The organism is Spiroplasma endosymbiont of Ammophila pubescens (assembly GCF_964020965.1).
Classification (GTDB): domain Bacteria; phylum Bacillota_I; class Bacilli_A; order Mycoplasmatales; family Mycoplasmataceae; genus Spiroplasma.
The window spans coordinates 1,069,304-1,090,359 of record NZ_OZ026611.1 but is presented as its reverse complement, the minus strand read 5'-3'; the positions used below and the strand labels follow the sequence as shown (position 1 = coordinate 1,090,359).

At 23.4% G+C, this 21,056-nt stretch carries 29 protein-coding genes and 4 pseudogenes; 10 read left to right on the top strand and 23 right to left on the bottom strand.

Annotation, left to right across the window (positions count from 1 at the left end; genetic code table 4):
- Positions 1-93 precede the first annotated feature (93 nt).
- Both recA and ABNT63_RS06990 read right to left on the bottom strand, forming a co-directional pair.
- Positions 94-1,126, bottom strand: a pseudogene (gene recA / locus ABNT63_RS06995) (recombinase RecA).
- A gap of 26 nt (positions 1,127-1,152) precedes the next feature.
- Positions 1,153-1,647, bottom strand: coding sequence for a CinA family protein (locus ABNT63_RS06990; RefSeq protein WP_348735079.1), 495 nt, complete (start codon positions 1,645-1,647; stop codon positions 1,153-1,155).
- A 110-nt stretch (positions 1,648-1,757) separates the two neighbouring features.
- On the opposite strand from ABNT63_RS06990, the gene pgsA reads away from it, so the two are divergent.
- Entirely contained in the window at positions 1,758-2,444 is a 687-nt protein-coding gene (gene pgsA, locus ABNT63_RS06985; protein WP_348735078.1) for a CDP-diacylglycerol--glycerol-3-phosphate 3-phosphatidyltransferase, read from the top strand.
- A gap of 7 nt (positions 2,445-2,451) precedes the next feature.
- Complete coding sequence (locus ABNT63_RS06980) at positions 2,452-3,255, top strand: SDR family NAD(P)-dependent oxidoreductase (protein ID WP_348735077.1); 804 nt, start codon at positions 2,452-2,454, stop codon at positions 3,253-3,255.
- Between the two features lie 158 nt (positions 3,256-3,413).
- On the opposite strand, the gene ABNT63_RS06975 is transcribed toward ABNT63_RS06980, so the two are convergent.
- The 3 genes from ABNT63_RS06975 to ABNT63_RS06965 form a co-directional block, all read right to left on the bottom strand.
- Complete coding sequence (locus ABNT63_RS06975) at positions 3,414-3,722, bottom strand: hypothetical protein (RefSeq protein ID WP_348735076.1); 309 nt, start codon at positions 3,720-3,722, stop codon at positions 3,414-3,416.
- A gap of 218 nt (positions 3,723-3,940) precedes the next feature.
- Positions 3,941-4,522, bottom strand: a complete 582-nt coding sequence (locus tag ABNT63_RS06970) for a hypothetical protein (protein ID WP_348735075.1) — start codon at positions 4,520-4,522, stop codon at positions 3,941-3,943.
- 163 nt (positions 4,523-4,685) lie between these two features.
- Complete coding sequence (locus tag ABNT63_RS06965) at positions 4,686-5,129, bottom strand: hypothetical protein (protein WP_348735074.1); 444 nt, start codon at positions 5,127-5,129, stop codon at positions 4,686-4,688.
- 601 nt (positions 5,130-5,730) lie between these two features.
- On the opposite strand from ABNT63_RS06965, the gene ABNT63_RS06960 reads away from it, so the two are divergent.
- Together ABNT63_RS06960 and ABNT63_RS06955 are read left to right on the top strand one after the other, a co-directional pair.
- Complete coding sequence (locus ABNT63_RS06960) at positions 5,731-5,886, top strand: hypothetical protein (protein WP_348735060.1); 156 nt, start codon at positions 5,731-5,733, stop codon at positions 5,884-5,886.
- Positions 5,880-6,158, top strand: coding sequence for a hypothetical protein (locus tag ABNT63_RS06955; RefSeq protein ID WP_348735073.1), 279 nt, complete (start codon positions 5,880-5,882; stop codon positions 6,156-6,158). Before ABNT63_RS06960 ends, ABNT63_RS06955 begins: the two co-directional genes overlap by 7 nt.
- Positions 6,159-6,320: 162 nt before the next feature.
- On the opposite strand, the gene ABNT63_RS06950 is transcribed toward ABNT63_RS06955, so the two are convergent.
- The 5 genes from ABNT63_RS06950 to ABNT63_RS06930 all read right to left on the bottom strand — a co-directional run bounded on the left by ABNT63_RS06950 (position 6,321) and on the right by ABNT63_RS06930 (position 9,433).
- Entirely contained in the window at positions 6,321-6,497 is a 177-nt protein-coding gene (locus tag ABNT63_RS06950; protein ID WP_348735072.1) for a hypothetical protein, read from the bottom strand.
- Between the two features lie 196 nt (positions 6,498-6,693).
- Positions 6,694-7,713, bottom strand: coding sequence for an Mbov_0401 family ICE element transposase-like protein (locus tag ABNT63_RS06945; protein WP_348735071.1), 1,020 nt, complete (start codon positions 7,711-7,713; stop codon positions 6,694-6,696).
- Between the two features lie 621 nt (positions 7,714-8,334).
- Positions 8,335-8,472: a hypothetical protein gene (locus ABNT63_RS06940; protein ID WP_348735070.1), complete on the bottom strand. Its 138-nt coding sequence runs from the start codon at positions 8,470-8,472 to the stop codon at positions 8,335-8,337.
- A gap of 209 nt (positions 8,473-8,681) precedes the next feature.
- On the bottom strand, positions 8,682-9,275 hold the full coding sequence (locus ABNT63_RS06935; protein ID WP_348735069.1) for a hypothetical protein: 594 nt from the start codon (positions 9,273-9,275) through the stop codon (positions 8,682-8,684).
- Positions 9,276-9,286: 11 nt separating this feature from the next.
- Positions 9,287-9,433, bottom strand: coding sequence for a hypothetical protein (locus tag ABNT63_RS06930; protein WP_348735068.1), 147 nt, complete (start codon positions 9,431-9,433; stop codon positions 9,287-9,289).
- A 184-nt stretch (positions 9,434-9,617) separates the two neighbouring features.
- Between ABNT63_RS06930 and ABNT63_RS06925 the strand changes: the two genes are divergently transcribed.
- Positions 9,618-10,043 carry a lipoprotein gene (locus ABNT63_RS06925; protein ID WP_348735067.1) on the top strand — a complete coding sequence of 142 codons (426 nt, stop codon included), beginning with the start codon at positions 9,618-9,620 and terminating at the stop codon, positions 10,041-10,043.
- 19 nt (positions 10,044-10,062) lie between these two features.
- Here ABNT63_RS06925 and ABNT63_RS06920 read toward each other — a convergent pair.
- The 9 genes and pseudogenes from ABNT63_RS06920 to ABNT63_RS06880 form a co-directional block, all read right to left on the bottom strand.
- A pseudogene (locus ABNT63_RS06920) lies at positions 10,063-12,216 on the bottom strand (spiroplasma phage ORF1-like family protein).
- Positions 12,209-12,508: a hypothetical protein gene (locus ABNT63_RS06915; RefSeq protein ID WP_348735066.1), complete on the bottom strand. Its 300-nt coding sequence runs from the start codon at positions 12,506-12,508 to the stop codon at positions 12,209-12,211. Before ABNT63_RS06915 ends, ABNT63_RS06920 begins: the two are co-directional and overlap by 8 nt.
- An 11-nt stretch (positions 12,509-12,519) precedes the next feature.
- Positions 12,520-12,756 (bottom strand): hypothetical protein, encoded by a 237-nt coding sequence (locus ABNT63_RS06910; protein WP_348735065.1) that lies wholly within the window; start codon positions 12,754-12,756, stop codon positions 12,520-12,522.
- Positions 12,756-13,084, bottom strand: a pseudogene (locus ABNT63_RS06905) (hypothetical protein). Before ABNT63_RS06905 ends, ABNT63_RS06910 begins: the two are co-directional and overlap by 1 nt.
- Entirely contained in the window at positions 13,077-14,090 is a 1,014-nt protein-coding gene (locus tag ABNT63_RS06900; protein WP_348735064.1) for a hypothetical protein, read from the bottom strand. Before ABNT63_RS06900 ends, ABNT63_RS06905 begins: the two are co-directional and overlap by 8 nt.
- Before the next feature lie 347 nt (positions 14,091-14,437).
- Positions 14,438-14,641 carry a DUF2649 family protein gene (locus ABNT63_RS06895; RefSeq protein ID WP_348735063.1) on the bottom strand — a complete coding sequence of 68 codons (204 nt, stop codon included), beginning with the start codon at positions 14,639-14,641 and terminating at the stop codon, positions 14,438-14,440.
- Positions 14,642-14,794: 153 nt separating this feature from the next.
- Positions 14,795-15,232 carry a DUF3627 domain-containing protein gene (locus ABNT63_RS06890; RefSeq protein WP_348735062.1) on the bottom strand — a complete coding sequence of 146 codons (438 nt, stop codon included), beginning with the start codon at positions 15,230-15,232 and terminating at the stop codon, positions 14,795-14,797.
- 492 nt (positions 15,233-15,724) lie between these two features.
- Complete coding sequence (locus tag ABNT63_RS06885; RefSeq protein ID WP_348735061.1) at positions 15,725-15,868, bottom strand: hypothetical protein; 144 nt, start codon at positions 15,866-15,868, stop codon at positions 15,725-15,727.
- Entirely contained in the window at positions 15,862-16,017 is a 156-nt protein-coding gene (locus ABNT63_RS06880; protein ID WP_348735060.1) for a hypothetical protein, read from the bottom strand. Before ABNT63_RS06880 ends, ABNT63_RS06885 begins: the two co-directional genes overlap by 7 nt.
- Positions 16,018-16,293: 276 nt before the next feature.
- Here ABNT63_RS06880 and ABNT63_RS11380 point away from each other — a divergent pair.
- Positions 16,294-16,398, top strand: a pseudogene (locus tag ABNT63_RS11380) (IS30 family transposase); the annotation flags it as partial.
- Positions 16,399-16,603: 205 nt separating this feature from the next.
- On the opposite strand, the gene ABNT63_RS06875 reads toward ABNT63_RS11380, so the two are convergent.
- From ABNT63_RS06875 to ABNT63_RS06865, 3 genes are all read right to left on the bottom strand, one after another.
- Positions 16,604-17,209, bottom strand: a complete 606-nt coding sequence (locus ABNT63_RS06875; protein ID WP_348735059.1) for a hypothetical protein — start codon at positions 17,207-17,209, stop codon at positions 16,604-16,606.
- Between the two features lie 41 nt (positions 17,210-17,250).
- On the bottom strand, positions 17,251-17,445 hold the full coding sequence (locus tag ABNT63_RS06870; RefSeq protein WP_348735058.1) for a hypothetical protein: 195 nt from the start codon (positions 17,443-17,445) through the stop codon (positions 17,251-17,253).
- Between the two features lie 274 nt (positions 17,446-17,719).
- Positions 17,720-18,040, bottom strand: a complete 321-nt coding sequence (locus ABNT63_RS06865) for a S1 RNA-binding domain-containing protein (RefSeq protein ID WP_348735057.1) — start codon at positions 18,038-18,040, stop codon at positions 17,720-17,722.
- 187 nt (positions 18,041-18,227) lie between these two features.
- Between ABNT63_RS06865 and ABNT63_RS06860 the strand changes: the two genes are divergently transcribed.
- The 3 genes from ABNT63_RS06860 (at position 18,228) to ABNT63_RS06850 (ending at position 19,935) form a co-directional block, all read left to right on the top strand.
- Positions 18,228-18,830, top strand: a complete 603-nt coding sequence (locus ABNT63_RS06860; protein ID WP_348735056.1) for an FMN-dependent NADH-azoreductase — start codon at positions 18,228-18,230, stop codon at positions 18,828-18,830.
- A gap of 177 nt (positions 18,831-19,007) precedes the next feature.
- Positions 19,008-19,424, top strand: coding sequence for a hypothetical protein (locus ABNT63_RS06855; protein ID WP_348735055.1), 417 nt, complete (start codon positions 19,008-19,010; stop codon positions 19,422-19,424).
- Positions 19,425-19,656: 232 nt separating this feature from the next.
- Positions 19,657-19,935: a hypothetical protein gene (locus tag ABNT63_RS06850; RefSeq protein ID WP_348735054.1), complete on the top strand. Its 279-nt coding sequence runs from the start codon at positions 19,657-19,659 to the stop codon at positions 19,933-19,935.
- Between the two features lie 103 nt (positions 19,936-20,038).
- Here ABNT63_RS06850 and ABNT63_RS06845 read toward each other — a convergent pair whose 3' ends face one another.
- Positions 20,039-20,179 carry a hypothetical protein gene (locus tag ABNT63_RS06845; protein WP_348735053.1) on the bottom strand — a complete coding sequence of 47 codons (141 nt, stop codon included), beginning with the start codon at positions 20,177-20,179 and terminating at the stop codon, positions 20,039-20,041.
- A 358-nt stretch (positions 20,180-20,537) separates the two neighbouring features.
- Between ABNT63_RS06845 and ABNT63_RS06840 the strand changes: the two genes are divergently transcribed.
- Complete coding sequence (locus ABNT63_RS06840) at positions 20,538-21,050, top strand: hypothetical protein (RefSeq protein WP_348735052.1); 513 nt, start codon at positions 20,538-20,540, stop codon at positions 21,048-21,050.
- The last annotated feature ends 6 nt before the right edge of the window (positions 21,051-21,056 follow it).

Here is a 21,056-nt window from a genome sequence, read left to right as displayed (position 1 = left end):
TCATTTTAAAAAACAAAAAAAGACTAAATAGAATGCGAAATAATAAAAGAAAAAGTTATTCTTTGAATAACTTTTTCTTTTATTATGTTTCATTTAACTAATCTTGTTGTCTTGTTTTAAAATTATTAATAATTTGTTGTTGAATTTCCAAAAAACTGCTGGATTCATTTTTAAATATTCTTTTACACGTTCTCGGCCTTGACCAATTTTATTATTTTGATAAGCATATCATATCCCGGCTTTTGCTAAAATATCATATTTTACTGCTAAATCAATTAATTCATAATATTTATCAATTCCTTCATTATAATTAATATCAACAAGAGCTGTTTTAAAAGGCGGTGAGACCTTATTTTTAACCAATTTAATTTTTACTTTATTGGCGGTTGTTACTCCTGCTGTTATTAGTGTTTCAGTACGACGAACATCTAATCGGACAGAAGCATAAAAACGAAGAGCACGCCCCCTGCTGTTGTTTCAGGATTACCAAATAAAACACCAACTTTTTCGCGAATTTGATTAATGAAAATAACGATTGAATTTGTTTTATTAATTACTCCGTTTAATTTTCGTAAAGCTTTACTCATTAAACGTGCTTGCGCACCAATTGTTACATCACTCATTTCTCCCTCTAATTCTACTTTGAGCACTAATGCGGCAACAGAATCAATGACAACTAAATCAATTGCATTCGATTTAACAAGTGTTTATAAAATATCTAATGCTTGTTCACCTGAATCAGGTTGGGTAATAATTAATTCAGCAATATTAACACCAAGTTTTCTAGCATAATTTGGATCTAAAGCGTGTTCAGCATCAATAAAGGCTCCTCGCCCACCATTTTTTGTACTTCAGCAATAGCATGTAATGATAAAGTTGTTTTTCCTGATGATTCTGGCCTAAAAATTTCAATAATTCGTCCTTTAGGATAACCACCAACTCCAATTGCTTCATCAAGTAATAAACTTCCAGTTGAGACAGCTTAAATTGTTAGGTTGCTTTTATCCTCTAATTTTATAATAGCGTCTTTACCATATGTTTTTTCGATTTCTTTCATTACTGTTTTTAAAATTTCATCTTGGTTAACAGTTTTTGTTTCAGGAGGAACTGGTTTATTATCTTCCATTATTTTATTCTCCTTTCTGTTTATTTTTATCTTTTTTTACTATTAATTCCTTGTTCTTTTTCTAAAATTTGTTGTAAATGTTTAATTATTGTTGTAACAGTTGCAATTTTAATTTTTTCTCGTGATCAACTTGGATTAAATGTTAATGCGAATGTTGTTGCTTGGTTTTGAAAAAGAATAGTTGCAAACACAGTTCCAACTGGCAAGTTGTCTAATTGGCCTGGACCAGCATTACCGGTAAAACTTATGGTAAAATCACTATTAAATTGTTTTTGACAAGCAAAAGCCATTGCCTCAGCTGTTTCTTTTGAAACAACACCATATTTTGTAATTATTGATTGGGAAACATGACCAAGTTTAATTTTAATGTCATTAGTATAAGTAACAATGCTGCCTAAAAAAACATGACTAGCATTTGGAACATTAGTTATATAATGACTAAAAAGACCTCCTGTTATTGATTCATATGCTGCAATTGTCATTTGTTTTTGTTGAAATAATTTTACTAGTTCTTTAACCATTTTTCCCCTCACCTCATAAACTTTCTTTAATATTATACATTTATATAATATAATATGTAAGTAATATTAACATATCAAGGATAAGATATTTTTAGAAAAGAGGACTTAAAATGAATTGAGCTAATCGTATTACATTAATTCGAATTTTTTTAATCCCAGTTATTATTGCTTTAATGGTAATTGTTCCATTTGAAAATAGTTCCTTATATAATGGATGAGATCAATGATTAACAATTAAAAGAGATAATGTTACTTATTCATTGCCAATTAGTTATTTAATTGCTGGGATTTTATTTATTATTGCTAGTTTAACTGATTTATTAGATGGTTTTATTGCTCGTCGCTACAATCAAGTCACAACATCCGGTAAATTTTTTGATTCAATCGCCGATAAATTACTGATAAATACTGTTTTAATTGTCTTTGCTTGTGCAAACATTATTCCAGTTTGAATGGTTGTATTGTTAATTGCTCGCGATTTTATAATTGATGTTGTTCGCCAAATTTTAGCAACACAAAAAGTGGTGATGGCTGCTAATCAACTGGGGCGTGTGCGAGCAGCAATGGAGATGTTTGGAATGACAATTTTATTTTTTATTGGTTTTCGTATGTTTAATGGTCATTCTTTAAAAACAGGCCAATGAGATGAATTTGGTTGAGTAAACCAAATTATTATGATTCCAATGTATTTAGCAACGGTATTATCATTAGCGGCAGCAGGAAATTATATTTTCTTAAATCTTAAAACATTGTTTGATATGACAGTTATTAAAAAACCAAAATTAGAAAATGGATAAGAAAATAATGAAAAAAACAAATAGTAATAGTTTAGAATGAGCTGTTGTTATTGGTGCTAGTAAAGGATTAGGATATTGTTATTGCGAAGAATTATTAAAACTTGGTTATAATGTTGTTGCTGTTGCTCGTGATACAACCCCCGTTACTGCTTTACAACAAAAATATCCAACACAAACAATTAAAATGATTAATTATGATTTAAGTAATTTAGAAAATTGTGAAAAATTATTTAATGATGTTGCAAAAGATAATGTAACAATTTTAATTAATAATGCTGGGTATGGTGTATGAGGTTATTTTAATGAATCTAGTTTAGAGCAAGAAATGAATATGATTGATTTAAATATTAAAGCGCTCCATATTTTAACAAAATTATTTGTACAACGTTTTATAGCGCAACAACAAGGACGTGTTTTAAACATTGGTAGTTTAGCGGCATTTACGCCAGCCCCAGTTTTTGCTAGTTATTATGCTTCAAAAGCTTATGTCTGAAGTTTGGGAGTGGCGATTAATACGGAATTGAAAAAAACAAAATCACCAGTTCGAGTTATTACCTTATGTCCAGGACCGTTAAAAACTGATTTCTGAAATCGAAGTAGTAACCAGAAAGATGCAAAATATCATTCAACAGTGAAAGTTATGAAGACATCTACTTATGCTCGAAAAAGTTTACTAAAAGGATTAAAAGTAAAAAGAAAAAATTATATTGTAACAGGTAGTGTTAATAAAATTGTAAAAAAATTAACAAAATGAAGTCCCCAAAATTGAGTATTAACATCGGTTTACAATTATCAAAGAAAACGAAAATAAAAACAACAACATTGTTGTTGTTTTTATTTTTTATATTTCATGTTCTTTATCTGATACATATCCTTCATCAATATTATCAATTTCGTTAAAAATTTTTTGATATTGTTGACCTTGTTTCTGAATATTAGATGTTATCTTTTTTCCTCGCACTGGTTTAATTATTGTTTGATTTCTGCAATATTTTTAGTATTGTTTTCTAAAACAAAATCTTCCCCATTTTCTTTTGCTATTTTAGCAAGGGCTTCATAATATTGTTTTTCTAATTCAACATTAGTCGTTTTTAACTTATTGACTAATTCTTTATAACCTTCAATATGTTCTTTATATTCTGCTATTTCTTCTTTTAAGAGATGAATAAAATTTTCTGATCTCTTAATAGTTTCAGCTTTGTCAATACCCATTTTAATTAAAACATGATTAATTGCACCACGTGCTATTTTAAAAGCTTGTGATAGATCACCAATCACTTTCCAACTTACTCTTTTTAGTTTGTTTTTTACTTTCATATTAAATTTTTCTTTTAATAAAAAGTCATTTATTTTAAAATATTAAATAATATTTTAAAATCATATACAATAAATTTATTCTACCATATTTTTTGTAAAGTTTATATTTAATGATAAACAAACTAGTTTTTTGCGGTAGCAATTTATTAATTATATATAAAAAATACCTAATTTTTATTTTATCTTGTATTCTCATCAATATTTTTATTATTTTCATTTTCGTGTTCTATTGAATTTAATTGTTCATTAACTGATTTAATTTGTTCTTTTTGTCAATTTGATAAGTTTGGTTTAATGGTAGGATTGGGAATTATTCTGTTTGTAAAAATTCTTGGTTTTGGTTCCACTTTTCTTAAATTATTTTTTACTCTCATAATTTCTCTTAATAAATCATTAGTTTTTGATTGTTCTAAAATTTGATTTGATCCAACTGTTGTTTGTGTATTTTGATTTTTAACGTCTGGTACATCTTTACTTTGCTTTGAAAATAAAGTATCAAATTCAGCAAGAATATTTTTATAAAATTCTACAAGTTTTTGATTATTAATTTCATCTTTACTATCATCATTTTCAAGATTGTTATTTTTTAAAAGTGCTAACTTTTCTAACAATTGCTCTTCATTTTGTTTATTTTTAAGTTTTTTATTTTTTTGAAATTTTAAAATTAATCATGAAATTAAAGCACCTAACGGACCAAATATAAATGAAGAACAAATAAAAAAATAAGTTTTGTAAAATTTTTTCTCATCTTTATTTGCCATATTTCTTGCATTACTTTCTATAATTTTTTAAGTTATTTACTTATAAAAAGTCATATACTAAACAAATAATACAATATTTAATCATTTCTCGCAATACTATTCTAAAAGAAAAAAATCAATTAAAAAATTGATTTTTAATAAAAAAGAAATCTTGTTTTTTTTACTATCGACCATATGATTCATCTTCTTCAGTTTCTGTTGTTAAATTTTGATTAAATTTTGTTCGTGGTAATGGTACTGGTGCTTTTGCTACTGTTTTTAATGATGATTGTTTTTCTTCTGCTAAAAAACTATTTAATTCGGTTAGCATAGCTTTATATTTATTAGCTTCTGTTTGATCATTACCATATGTTTTCTTTACTTGTGGTTTTAATGGTTCTACTAAACCTTTAATTTCTGGATTTGGTGTAGATAACAAATCAACTTTTTGCATTTCTTCATTTAAAAATTTACTTATTTCAACTTCTACTGCATTCAAAGTTCGTGTTGTTGCTTCTTGAACCTGACTTTTATTAAGACCAAGTTTTGTTAACATTGTCTTAATTGATTTTCTAATTGATCGATAAGATTCTTTTAAAGTTCTTTTAATTTTTGATGTAATTTTCATCTTAAATTATTCTTTTTCTATGTTTAATTAATCTAATAAAATAATTAATTAAAGTCATTTATTTAAAAACATAGTTAATATTTTTAAAATCATATACATTTTATAGATTATCATATTTATCGTAAATTATCATCTAAAATTAAAAATTTTAGAATAATTGGGAGTGTTGCATATAAACGGGTATTACTTAATTTATTTAAAAACAAGAAACTTTTTTCTTTTATAAAAAAAATAATAACACAAAAAAATAAAAATACAAAAAATAATTTCATATTTTAACATACTAAAAAATAGTTTAAAAATTAAAATTAAATTATTTTAAATTGTAAACTGTAATATGAAGTGCAACAAATCAACTCAGAAAGGAGTTGATTTTTTAATGGAAAGAAAACATTATTTTATTTTGCGGTCCTTAGTAACTAAGTATGGAAAAGATATTGTTATTAATACTGTCAATAAGATAGTAATTAATAATGTAAAAGAAAATGAATAAATTATCCGCGTAATTTATTAGCGGTAATTTATTCAATATTGTTTATTTTGAGCGTAGCGAACACGCGAAGCGTGCCGCGCAAGCTAAATTTCTAGGAGAAATTAAGTTATGCCAGTATGGTTAACATGAATATTTAGTATTGTTATTATTTTAGGAATTCTTGCTTGAATTGGTTTATCGATTTATCAAAAAATTCGTCAAATTCAAGGAAAGAAAAAAGATAAAAAAGAAATTAAAAATAAGGAGGATAAAGAATGATGTTAGGGATGTATTTAACAACAGCTGTTAATTTTCTAGCTGCAGATACTCCTACTATTTCAGGTGGAATGGATTCTATTTGAAGCGGTTTGGGACAAGCAATAATGAAAGTTAAAGATGCTGTTTATGCTGTGTTACCACAATTAATGACCTTTTTAGGTGATGCTTGAATTATTTTAATTCTATTTGGAATTTGAGTAATTATTAAAATATTAAACTTTTTCCGTGTCATGGAAAGGGAGGGAGTAAATTATTCGGTTGGTGATACCTTATTCTAATAAATATTTATCTATTAAAATAAAATTCCTAAGAAAAAGATAAATTTATCTTTTTTAATTAATTTAATCATAACATAAAAGTAATAATTTACAATACAAAAAATAATAATTCGCAAATTATTTAATAAATTTATTTTAAATTATTGATTTTTACTTTAAATTTTAGACAAAACATTGTGCTTGGTGAGCAACATTTTTATTTATTAAAAATTGCTGATTATACTTATCTTCATTTTTAAAATAATAATTATATTCTTTTTCATTTTTTTTGTTTAATTTATTAAGATAAAACTCAATTAAATTAACACCATTTTCTTTTGCCATTTTCAATGCAATCATATTTTTAAAAACTTTTTCACTATATGATTTAGCACCATATCATTTTAATCATTTGACATTATGCGAAATTTGTGGTTCAGTACAAGACCCAATATATCAATTTTCTTTATAAACTTTAATACCCTCAGAATTATTTTTGATATATTTAATGAAACCATTGATTTTATCTTTTTTATCTTTTAAAAATGGATATTCTTTAATATTTTTTCTTGTAATTAATTTTTTTTAAATATTTTATTGCTTCATCCGGATCGTCATTTTTAAATAATTTATTCATATCTCAATAAATTTGTTTTCTTATTTTTTCATTATCGGTTAAATTTTTAGTAAGTTTTCTTCTTCAATAAGGAAATATTGTTTTTAATTCTTTCATTAAATGAAATTGATCTAAAATAAAAATTGCACCAATTTCATTCGCAAATTTTTGGATTCATTTTGCTCCATCACCTGTTAGCGTTAACTTACAATTTTCAATATTAAAATTTTGATTTAAAAAATGTAAAAATTCTTTTTTATATTTTTTAATAAGATAGTATTTATTTTTTACTGATTTCATAACAATAAAAATTTTTTTATCTTTTAGAACATTTTTATTTTTAGTGCTTTTTATTTCATCATACCCAGTATGAAAATATGCTGTTCTAAACATATTTTTTTCTATTTTTCTATATTTTGTTAAATTACTAAAAGAATCGTCAACTCCAGCATACAAATATGGTGTTTGGACAATTATTTTTTCAGTCTTTGTTTTTAATTGTTCTTTAAATAATTTAGCAAAATCAATTTCCTTATTAATGTTTGTGATTGTCATCTTTGATATATTTAATTTTGGGTACATATCCATAATATCTCTTTGTCTTTTAGTACTATCCATTAATTTTCAAAGTTCTATTTTAACACTTAAAATAATTGTTTGATTATTTTTTAAACCAATTTTTTTATTTAATAAAGTTGTTGTTTTGAATTTATTATCTTTTTTATCACGATAACCAAATCTGGAAGCTTTAATTATAATATTGCCAAAGGGAGTTTTTATCATTTTATTCTTTTTCCCTCACAAAATATAACCATTTTTTCCATTACGGTTTTGCTCTCTTAATTCTTGATCAATGTTTTCATATTTTTCTTTCATTTTTTGTTTTCCTATTAAATTAACATCGATATTTACTTCTTCAACAAAGTTTATATCTTTAAAACTATTAAAAATATTTAACATACTTATATTCCTTTTTAATCATCATTGCATGATAGTAAAATTTTATACTGCTTAAAATAATTTGTCAGCAGTTTTATTACATTATTTTTATCGATAGAAAGAGAGAAATTAATTAACCTTCTTATTCTTTTTCTTTTCTTTTAATTTCACTAGTTATTTGTTAGATAACTTTATTAACTTTTTCTCATTTAGGTAGAGTTTCCCTTAGGTGTGGTTTAGTTAATCACTTACGACTACTCTTCTGCCCCATGTAGTATTAATTTAATTAGTTGATTAACCTTACAGATATCCTCCCACTTTGTTTATTTTTAAGTGTTACAGCTTGACCACTTTGTGAAATTTTACTATTTATAAAAAATAATTATTCCTTTTCAGAATAATTATTGGTTTCTTATCTTTTGATTAATTTTATTTCAAGGTTTTTGATTTTTTGTAAAAGTAAATTTATTATTGTTTTATTTTGAATTGTAGTATACCACACACATTTTGGAGATTGCAAGAAAACAAAGAAAAAATAATAAAATATATAATTTAAAATATAAAAACATTATTAAAAATGATACATATATAAAAAATTAACACACTAAAAAATAGTTTTAATAAAACTTTATAAATTTGAAATTATTTAGTTAAATTATTTAAAAATTCAAATGGTGTCTGAAAATTTAAAGATTTATGTACTCTTTCAAAATTATAAAAATAATAATAATAATAATAATAATAATCATTTAGTTTATTTTGTAAACTAACTGCATCCAATATTTTTTCTTCAAATACAAATAACTTAGTATAATTTTGATGAAATATTTCAATCTTACCGTTTGACTGCGGAGAACAAACAGGTGTTGTTTGATGTAAAATATTTTTATCTGTTAAAAATTGAGTAAAAGTAGTTTCTTTAACAGTACTTTTTTGGTTATTCCGATGACTATTAATAAATTCAGAACCGTTATCAGTTCTAATTCGTGTTATTTTAATACCAAATATTTTTTAAAATCACTGATTGCTCTTTTAACAGCATCAATAGCATTCTCAGTGCTTAATTTATCATAAATATAACCAAATACTCCTCTCATTCTTTCATCAATAAAATCATAAACATAATACTTTTTATCAACCGAAAATTTACTTGGCATAAAATATTTTGCATCCATTTGTAATAATCCTAATTCTTTAACTTCATATCTTGGATGTTTTCTTTTAATTTCTTTAATTTTATTTTTTATTTTTAATCAACACTTATCTTTTTTAAGTCAACGAAAAAATGTTTTTAAATTTTTAGGTGCTTTATTTTTTAATTCTTCGCCATGAATTCTTTTTTTTAAATTATAATACAAAGATAAAACACCCCCAGCGTGTTTATCACAATATTCAAAATATAAATCGCAGATATTTTCACGAACATCATTACTATATTGATAATTAATATTATTAGGAACTGTTGATTTTAATAATAAATCTTCAAAATTATTATTTGCATATGCAAGTAAAATTTTATTTGCTCAGTAATAAAAAGTTGAAAATTTATTTTTAAAATATTTTTTAATCAAGTCTTTTAACAACAACTTAGTTTTTAAAAAAACTCCTTACATAAATTAATATATGCAAATATTTTCTTTTTTATTCTTTTATAATATTTATTTTGACAATTTTTACTTAAAAAATCTTGCAATTTTGCTTGTAAATCGCCTAAATTAGAGTTATTAATAATATATTTCATTAATTCACCTCATTTTTTTTAAAAAATATAGTATAATCATATCATTTAAAATAATTTTTATAAAACTTCAAACTTTTTTAAACAATCATAACCATAATAAGTATGTATCGTTTCTAAAACATATTTAAAAATGCTTATATATATATAATGTCAATAGAATTTGATAAAAAAAGAAGGAACAAATATGAAAAATTTACTTAGTATTTTAGGAGCAATTGGATTAACTGCAACAAGCACAACAACATTAATTAGTTGTGAAAAACTAAATAATAATGAAAACGGCGGAGGTAATAAACCAGAACCTACAACAGAACCACAAAAACCACCAGAAAATAGTAATTGAAAATTAATTGATAAAAAAGAATTTTTAAATTTAAATAATAAATGAGCTGTTATAATTTTAGATGATGGTGATAAAAATATTTGAAGAATTAGTGAAACTGATCCTGTATGGAAAGGATATACAGTTAGATTAAAAGTTTTAAATAATTTGCAAAATATTAATAAATCTAAATATAAACCAATTTTTTATCGTTGAGATGGAGTTGGTGAACTACAAATACCAACAATTAATCCTAATAATCGTGAAATTACAGATTGAAAAGAATAAAAGGACTAACAAGTCCTTTTTATATTAATCGCACAAATTTCATAAAAATAATTAATAAAAATATATTTGTTATTGTATTATATAGTGCTGGACTAAATTTTCATACCTCAAATGTTTGACTAAAAAAACTATATATTGTTTGAAAAATTTTATCAACACCACTCGCTAATTCGTTTACTTGTTTTATACCAGGAATATTATTAACTATTCAAATTGCCACATTTCTGATATGACACGCTAAATTATATCAACTACAACTTTCATATTGTGCTTGTCATCATTGACTATCAGGGAATAATCCACCGTTATTAATTTCTTGTCAATTATAAATCCCAAAATTAAAGTCATAATAACGATACATATCATTTTCTTTTTGGGCTTGTAATTCAAAAACATTATAACCGATTTTTTGTTCTTCAATTTTTTTATATTTTAAACCATATTTGTTTTTTAAAGCACCTTCAAAAACATAACCCTCATTTTGATTAATATTATAATCATTTGCAACAGAAAAATCATAGTTAAACACATTACCATAATTTGTGTTATAAAACCGATTTTTATAAGCAGAATACATTTTAAAATCTAACTGATTATATTTATCAGAAAAATAAAAATAACGCAGATAAATTTTAAAACCATTATTCGCTAATAAACCATATTTTTTATTATATCCTTGCGCATAAGTATTATTTTCTAAATCAAAAATTGTTCGTAAATAATCTTTATAAAAATTTTGAGAAACCGTAAACATACTATTTAATAATTTTTCAAATTAAGTTTTATTAATATTGCTTTCCTCAATTAAAACATCTGTAAAATTAACTAATTTTAAACCAAAAAAGTTAATTAAAACCGTATCATATTGTAAATTATCAATATATCCACTTTCAATAAAATTACTACGATTTTGAAATACTGGAACTAAAGCATGAGCAAAAAATGCTTTTAAAAATTTATTAATATCAATTTGACCTTTCATCTGTTCAAAAATCTCTTTACCAGTATTAGGAGTATTACCATGATAATAATTATATGTTTCAGCACTAAAATTAAATGTATTTTCCTTATCTTTCATAAAAGAAAATAAAAAACCTAAATCATCAGTATACCGATAATTATTATAATCATATCCACTTCAATATTGCTTAAGATGTGTTAACTCTAAACTCCCAGCAATAATATTTTTTCGTTCATCAATCGTTAAAATCATTCGATAAATTGATTTTTTAGTTAAAATAGTACCAATACTAGACTTATTTAAATTATTAATAATTTCAAAATCAAATATTATTCTTTGACTACCCAAATTTGGATCATCATAATTGGGATTACCACATTGCTGAATTCTAATTTTTTCTTGGATAATAACATCTAAGTACTTATTTAAAAAATCTTTAACTTTATTTTGATTTTCAACACTTCAATCTATAATTTCACCAGTGTTTTTATTAATAGTTGGTGTTTGTGGTTCATCAACGCCATCTCAACGATAAATTATTTTACATTTATAAAATAATGATAATTCTCCTATTTCTTTTCCTTTTTTTGGATTAAAAAATCATCAATTGCTAGTAGTTCCATAAAGTCCAATATAATATTTTTTACTATTTCTATCAATATCTTTACTGTCAATTAATTTTCAATTATCTTCAATTAAATTAACTAATTGTAAATCATTTATATTTGTTTTTAATTTATTTAGTATTTTAGTTAAATTATATTTATTTTTAAAAGAATAAACAAAATTAGTTAATTCTTTTAAAAATTGTTTTTTATCAACATCATAAAATTTATCAATACTATATTGTTTAGCATAAACATCTCAATTTTTATATAAATCCATAAACTCATAACCAGGTTTATCAAATGAAATTCCCGTTGAATAGCTATCCTTTAAAAAATCTAAATATCACTTATCATTATAAGTTAATGATTTTGATGTTTTTAAAGTCGGATTAATAAAGTAATTTGTTTCTGATCAATTTTCAAAAAAACTACTGCATAAAAACATTGTATTAATAAAATCAGTTTCATTCATTCCCGTTATTTGTTGATTAACAGTATAATTTTGCTGATGTAATGGTTTAAATGCTGTTAAAGTAATAAAAGGAATAATTAAACCTAAAATACCCAAAATAAATATTGCAAATAAAGATAATGACTTACGCATTATTTTTTACCACCTTTTCTTTTTTATTTTCTTTTATTAATTTGATAATTTGATTAAATAGATAACCATAAAAATAATGAATTACTAAAATATATCATAATATATCAAATCATAAACCATAAATTATATAAAAATTTATACCAGCATATTTCTCTTTTAATTCATCAATAGTTGAAACTGTATCTAAGACACATACAAGCGTTAATGAAAAACTTATAATAAGATACAAAATTAAATCAATCCAAGAAATAAATAAACCATTTTTATGTTTCTTTTCATTTTTATTATCCATAAACTCAACTCCTAACTATAGAATGTTTTTGAAACAATAAACCCAACTATATATAAACTTGATATTGTTAACATTAACGGATGACTAAACAAAATTGCCATTTTGCCAAACAAAGAAAGTAAAAAAGTATCAGAATTATATAAATCCATAATAATATTTTTTGCTGATGTCAACTGATTAATAATAACCGTAATAAATCCGGTTCCAAATATAACGATTGCCGCAACTAATAAAACTAATCTAATCATTATTTATTCACCCTTCGATATCCTTGTTCTTTTGTTTTTGCTTGTTTTGCTAAACTTGATAATTGTTGTTTATTACGATTAATTTTAAATTGTTTACGATCTTTAATATGTTTTTGTATATCTTGTTTAGTACTAGAAACACCCCGAACAGTAGCACCGTATAGTTTAGAACTATTAATAACACCGCTTTTAACTGTTGAACCTAAATCGTTATATTTGTCATTGGTAATTTAGTATTTCAAATCACATCAAAAACAAATAAAAAAGTATCAAAAATAAAACTAAAAATTTTGTCTCAATTACTACTTTCTGATAATAAATTAATTATTTTTACCACTTACTTTTTCTTTTTTAGGTTTTAAATTCTTTTTCAAAATATCAATATCAAATAATTCTAAGCGTTGTTTATTATTTAATTTTGATATATCTTTTCAAAAGTATTCTTTTTTATTAAAAACCTCATCGTTTTTCAAATCACGAACAAAACTTAATCAATAACTATCGTATTTATTAGCAAATTCAAGCGGAATAATTATCTTAAAAAACCGAATTCCTAATCCGACATCAGATCTATGTTTTGCACGTTTACCTTCTGCTGTTCTTTTAACAGACTCAGTTTTTCAAATTTCATAATCAGTAATATCTTGAAAAATACCAATTCGCATAATAAAAAAACGATTAAAAATATTAAATCCTTTTTTAACAATTGGTTTTTTAAGTGAAATTGGAATAATAATACCACTTGCTAATTGCCTAATATTGTTTCAAATCATATCCTCACGCTGAGCAGTAAACAAAGCACGATGTCCAAAATGTCTTGCTAAAACAATTCACGGAATTTTACCACTATGAACTTTTTTCTCATCGTGCGGACTAGTTCCATCAATATATAAATAACTTTCATCAAATAAAATAACACTATCATCTGGAGGAACTGGTTTTGTTAGATCAGTAAAATCCAAATTTTTAAATGTTAAAACTTTAACCTTGTCATCTTCTAATGGATAATTACTATAAATTTCATCTGTTAATAATTTCATAGACTGAGACAAATAAATTAAAAGTAATGTTTTACCTGTTCATAACTTACCAATGATAACTGACAAAGGGTTATCTCAAACAAAATCAACTAACCTAAATGCATTTAACTGATAAAATATGTTTTTTCAAACTCATCATACAAAATATACACATTGTAAAACAAATAATAGTCAAAATACTAAGCCGGTGTAATTTAAAGAAATAATTCAAAATAATAAATCAATTAAACTAAACAAAATCATTGAACCGCTAATATAACAATAATTTTTTAGAAAAAATATAAACTTTTTCATTTTACCTCCAATAGTTATTTACAATTAAACTAATATTATTATGGTTTTATCTCACCACAAATCAAAAAGAAGAGTGATAAAAATTAAGAAAATTTTAAAAATAATTTCAATATTATTGCCTATTATTGAAATTATAAACTTTTTAATTAATCCTATCGGAAAATTAATTACTACAATTAATTTTGTAGAATGAATATTTAAGAATATTAGTCAAATAAATGCAAAAGAAATATTTTTTACAACATTATTTATATTAATAATTACTGCATTCATAATGAATATATATATTCAAAAAAAGATTTTAAAATTTTGTGGGGAGAGAAAACCATAATAATAACAAAATTTAATTATTTAAAAAAACTAACTATTTTAAAAACCATTCACAATAAAAACCAAGTTAAAAACAAAATTACAATTCAAACACTAACCATCAAAGTTAAATATTCATTTTGTGTTAAATTTAAAGTTGTAATATTTTCAACATTTGTTTTATCTATAAACAAAAAGACATGAATAAAAAACTCTTTTAATTTTTCTCAATTATTTTGCATTTTTAAAAACTCCACATTTTTTGAATAAGTTTAAAAAACATTCCAAAAAATAAAACGATAAATAATACAAACGATATAACCATATATAAAATCGGGAGCATTTAAACCAATAATATAACTTACAAATTGAACTAAATAATTATATAAACTCATTTAATTTAAATCTTTCAAATCATTAATTAATTCTTGGTCTTTTTCAACAGTTCAATTTGTTAAATTATTATTGTTATTTGTTTTTACTTTTTGAGGTTCAGCAGGGAATAATGATTTTTTCATTTGTATAAAATAATTTTGTTTATATTGATTATACAAATTAATTAATTCTGTTCCAGTTAAATACTTTCAAATATTACATTTTAAATTTTCATCATATTTTACAATAGGATAAGAATTATCATAAATCAAACCAATAGCTACTTGATCAGAATGTTTTTCACTCGAATAAATAAATTTATTACTCAATCAAAAACCAATATGGCGATTATGATTAGGTAAATTTATAAAACTTGCTTTATCTGTTTCAAAAGGAATAAGTTCCTTGCTAATAAAATAATTTTCTATATTTTGATTTTTCTTAACAAAACTACTCAATTTTTTCAACTCCTTCATAACAATTTAAACAATAAAATTCATCAAATCGTAATCTTTTCATATCATTAAAACAAGTTTCACATTTATATTCAAAATAATTAATCATTACTTATCATCTCCTAACTAAATGTTTGTTTAATAAACAATGTTATATTTAATGTTTATATATTGTTTATTTATTGATAAAAACATTGATTATTAACAATGTTATACATAATGCTAATATATTGTTTATTTAATGTTTATTTAACAATGTTAATAACATTGTTAAATATGAAAAATAGTAAAAATTGGCACACTGAAAAATACTATTAAGTTTTAAAGTAATAGTTATATAAAATAAATTAATAAAAAATGAATAAACTAGTGTGCCTTAGTTTTTTAATACTAAAATCCCTTAACCATAACACGGAAAAAGTTTAATATCTTAACAATAACAAAAATACCAAATGGAATTAAAATAATTCACGCATCACCTAAAAAGGTCATTAATTATGGTAACACAGCATAAACAGCATCTTTAACTTTCATCATTGCTTGTCCCAAACCACTTCAAATAGAATCCATTCCACCTGAAATAGTAGGAGTATCTGTAGCTAGAAAATTAACAGCTGTTGTTAAATACATCCCTAACATCATTCTTTATCCTCCTTATTTTTAATTTCTTTTTTATCTTTTTTCTTTCCTTGAATTTGACGAATTTTTTGATAAATCGATAAACCAATTCAAGCAAGAATTCCTAAAATAATAACAATACTAAATATTCATGTTAACCATACTGGCATAACTTAATTTCTCCTAGAAATTTAGCTTGCGCGGCACGCTTCGCGTGTTCGCTACGCTCAAAATAAACAATATCGAATAAATTACCGCTAATAAATTACGCGGATAATTTATTCATTTTCTTTTACATTATTAATTACTATCTTATTGACAGTATTAATAACAATATCTTTTCCATACTTAGTTACTAAGGACCGCAAAATAAAATAATGTTTCTTTTCAATAAAAAATTAACTCCTTTTTGAGTTGATTTGTTGCACTTCACTTACACGATGTCTGAAGTAGTTAATATTATTAATGAGCGACCACAACAGTGTTTAAATTGAAATTCAGCTAAAAGTTTATTTATAAATTTAATTCAAAAAAACTTAGAATATATTTAAATTAAAATTTTTTTAATTTCTTTATTTAAAAATTCATAATAAATAGGTTGCATATGAGGAGAAGTTAAACATTTAATTAATATTTGTTTTCTATAAAATGTATTTATTTTTGAACAAATTATTATTTTATATTGTGAAATTCTATCTTTTTTTAATTTAATAATTTCATTTTCTTTTCTATCTAATCTAGCATAATATTTTTTATTTAATTCAGTTTCTGGTTTTGATGGGATTTCAATGTATTTTTTTCATCTTTGGTAGGAATTTGTGTAGTTAATCTTATAAGGTGATAATAATAACCATCAAAAAATAAAGGTACATATAAAGATTTTTTAGGTTCATTTGTAATATAATCAACAGATGGGTCATAATTATCAATAAAAACAGAAACTAAATTACCATTATAATCCATTTTTTTGTTTTCCTGATATTTTATATATTTTTTTGTATATGATCATATTCTTCATCTGTTTTTGAAAATTCCTATTTCATAACTAAAATCAAAAAATTCATTTTTTTTATTTTCTGAAACAGATTTATTTCAAACTAGTTCTCATGATTTCATTTTTTTATGAGAATCGTTACTTAATTCTTTAGTTGTTTTAAAACTTAATACTCATTCTGTTGCTTTATATAATAATTCTTTTTCTTTGTCAGAAAAATATTTTCAGTTAAAATAATCTTTAAAATAAGTAGGCGATGTATTTTTAAAACTAAATAATATTTTTCAAGGCTCATCTTTATTTTCATTGTTTAATTTTTTATATGTAAAATAAGAAAAAGTTCCATTATTTTCGTCAATATATTTCATAAAACTATAAGGAACTGGTCCATTTTCTCATGCTGTAAAATCTAATAAAAAAAGTGATTTGAAAATTCTTTAGCTGCTGTTCATTCTAAAAATGAAAGAAATTTGAAAATATGCATTTTATAAATTTTTTTATTTTTTTCAAATGCAGCATTTAATAAAAATAAAATTGCCATTTCAATTTTATTAGCTTCTATTGGTGAAATTTCTAAATATTTAGAAAATTTTGTTGAATTCATATATTTATCACCTCACTAATTTACTTAATTATATCATATTTAATAACAAAAAAATCTTTTGGATTTAGAAGTTTTTTATTATTTAAAATTTTGGTTTTATTTGTAATTTTATTTTTTTAGTTATTATTTTATGTTAATATTTAATTAATAGATTTGTTGCACTTGCATTTACAATTTACACGCAAAATAAAATTAGTAGTAAACAAACCAGTTATAAAAACAATTAAATTTAGCAAAATAAAAAGTAGTTTCAAACTACTTTTTACTAGTTTATTTATTTTGATAATAAATCATTCTTATTAGGTAATGATTCTGAATTTGGCAGTGTTTCTTCCGTTGGATTATTGTCCTTTTTCAATAATTCTGGACGGCAATTTTTGTAACTTAATTTGACATGTTTTTTAACGGGGTCAAAATCAAGAACTTCTACTTCAACATTGTCACCAACATTAACAAATTCTCGAATATCTCGAACAAAGAAATCAGAAAATTCACTAATATGAATTAAACCAGCTGCATTTTTTAATTCACAAAAAGCACCGAACGGCGTGATATTTGTTATTTTAACAATAACCTTGCTTTTTTTATCATACATAATATTTTTTTCTCCTTTTCATAACATTATTATATTATTAAAATGCTAAAAATTATTTGCTATTTTAAAAATTTTGTTAAATTTTTTAAATTATCAAAAATTATCATTTGCAACAATTTCTAACAATATTATTAATTAGTTTAGAGAATAAAATATGATAAAATAAAACGAGAAAGGAACGATAATCATGGCAAATAAAGTATTAGTAATTTATGGAACGGTTAGCCCTAATGAAAAATCATATTCAAAAGCTTTAGCAGTTCGTTTTCTTAAATATTATCAAGCAGCAAATGCAAACGATGAAATTATTCATTTAGATTTAAACGAAACCCCAATGGCCCTTAAAACACTTACGCGTGATAATTTTGGTACTTATTTTAATGCAGAGGATGCTGATGTTTATATTAATCAATTAAAAGAAGTACAAAAAGTTATTGTTGTATGTCCAATGAACAACTTTAATGTTTCTGGCTTAATGAAAAATTACTTAGATCATGTGTTAGTTGCAGATAAAACATTTTCATATAAATATGCAAAAAAAGGTGATGCAATCGGGTTATTACCACATTTAAAAGTACAAATTTTAACAACCCAAGGAGCTCCTTTTGGTTGATATCCATGGGGAAATCACACCGAATATTTAAAAGGAACATGAGAATTTGTTGGTGCTACTGTTAATAAACCAATTCTTGTTGCAGGAACAAAAGTTGCTCCAACCAATGCCCTAAGTCCAGATGAGTTAATTGACCAATATGATGAAGAAATTCAAAAAGTTGTTAAAACATTTTAATTAACAAAAATAATAAAAACTCAATAAATGTTGAGTTTTTATTTGCTTATTAATGTTTGTACTAATAAATTATGATAAACTTAATAAGTATATGATTTTAAAACTAATTTTAAAATAAATTACTTTAATTATTATTTCATAAATAATAATTAAAAACAATATTGAAAGAAAATTGCAATGAAAAGAATCGAATTTATTAATAATTTAAAAGTTATTGCTAATGAATATGCAGATTTTAAAGCAGAATTAGATGAAAAATATAAAATATACCAAGAAGTTATCTCAAATGATAATAATTTAAAAGAAATAATAAACTTAGAAGAACTATCAGACATTAAAAATTTTTATAATGAATTATTTAATGGGGTAGTTTTACAATATTTTCACAATGATAAAGATAAAGAAAATATTATAAATGGACCAGAAATTATTGATGTCGCACAGAAAACTTTAAGTAATTTAAAAAGTAAACTAAATACTTTTGAATTAAAAGCAAATCCAGGACTAGAAGTTGGTAACCCTTCATCTGAAACTGATAGCAAAAATGAAAACATATTACAAACAGGTAATTCAATCTTTTATACAGGGGAATAAAACACGTCCCAAATGTAGTACCTAAACCAGCAAGATTAGAAAAATTAACTAAAGAACAAACGATAAAAATTTATAAAGAACATATTGCAACACAGCAAGAACAAAACCAAAAAATTGAAAATGAAAGATAAAAAGAGCAAAGTGCTCTTTTTATTTGTTTAAATTTAATTAAAAACTAAATTTAAAAACTGCTAGTATAAACTAGCAGTAGTGTAAATAATAAATCTGGGCCTTGTCTGTTTTTGATAATAAACTAATAACTTATTGTGCTCAAACAGAAATTATAATTTGAGGAACTACTCCAATTAAGTTAATACCAACACCATTACCCTGATCATATGATGGAATATTTCAGACATATCATTGTGCAATTAATAATGCAGCAACAATTCCAGCGACAGTTGCAATTTCTGGGATTGTGCTTAATAAGGCTGCAATAACTCCGTCAACTGATCCTAAATCATTTTGAACTTTGGTTAATAAAGCATGATTTAAGTATAAGTGTGAGTAAACAAAATAATAATCCCATTTATTAATTCCATATTTTAAATTTTTAATATTTGTTAGATCAATATTTGATTTATTATTTTGATAAAATTGTTGATATGTTATTCCTAGTTTTTCCTCGGTTTTATATTATGTGCAGTTTTATTGTATGTATTATTGATAAATGTTGTATTCGATAATAATAATGCCGGGGTAGTTGCCAACGCAATTGCTTCAACACCAACTAAGATATTCTTATAACCAAACATTATTAATCATCTCCTGTAAAAATATCTATATTGACGCCGTAAATATTATTTACACTTTCATTATATTCTTCTCATTTTATGGCACAATTAATTTAGTGATAATTATTAAAATATCAATTTTTTTCCCATTTTTAAGCTTAAAATTGTAAATAATTTGCCTTTTAAAAATATTTATTTTTTTAAAAAAAGTAATATATTTTTTTAAAAAATAAGTTATAATTATTTGCTAAATTATAAGTGAAAGTATAAATATTAAATTTGAAATATTAGGATAATTAATGCAAATAAAATTATTATCTAAATCCTTTTTTGTTCATCCTAAATTTGGTATAATTACTTTAGTCAAATGGGTGATTAGATGGAAAATAACAAGTTTAATTATTATAATTGAGCAAATAACAAATGAGGGAAAAAGTGACAAATGTCACAAGATACTAAGCAACGGTTATTAACTTTATCGGGGAAAACCCACTATGTGCCATTATGAAAACCAGTTGATATTACAATTGACTTAGATACTCAACAATTAATTATTCCAAAAAATCTTGCTTTTTTAGCACAAAAATATCAATTACCACAAACAACATATTATCTTTTTAAATATAATAATATTAATAACATTATGCTAGAATGTAATTACATTATTAGTAATTATTCAAAAATTATTGAAGCTAAAATTGATCAAAATTTTGTTTCATTAAAATGATCATTATCATATGGTGCTTACTTTTTTAAAGAAATTACTAATTATATCCTAGCACAAGATACAATCTTAGAAACTTATCGAGAAACAAAAAATCGAAAGCAACGATTATTATTTCGTTATCAAAACCAACGTGCATTTAAGAAAAGTAAATGAAAGGGAGAATAAATTTTA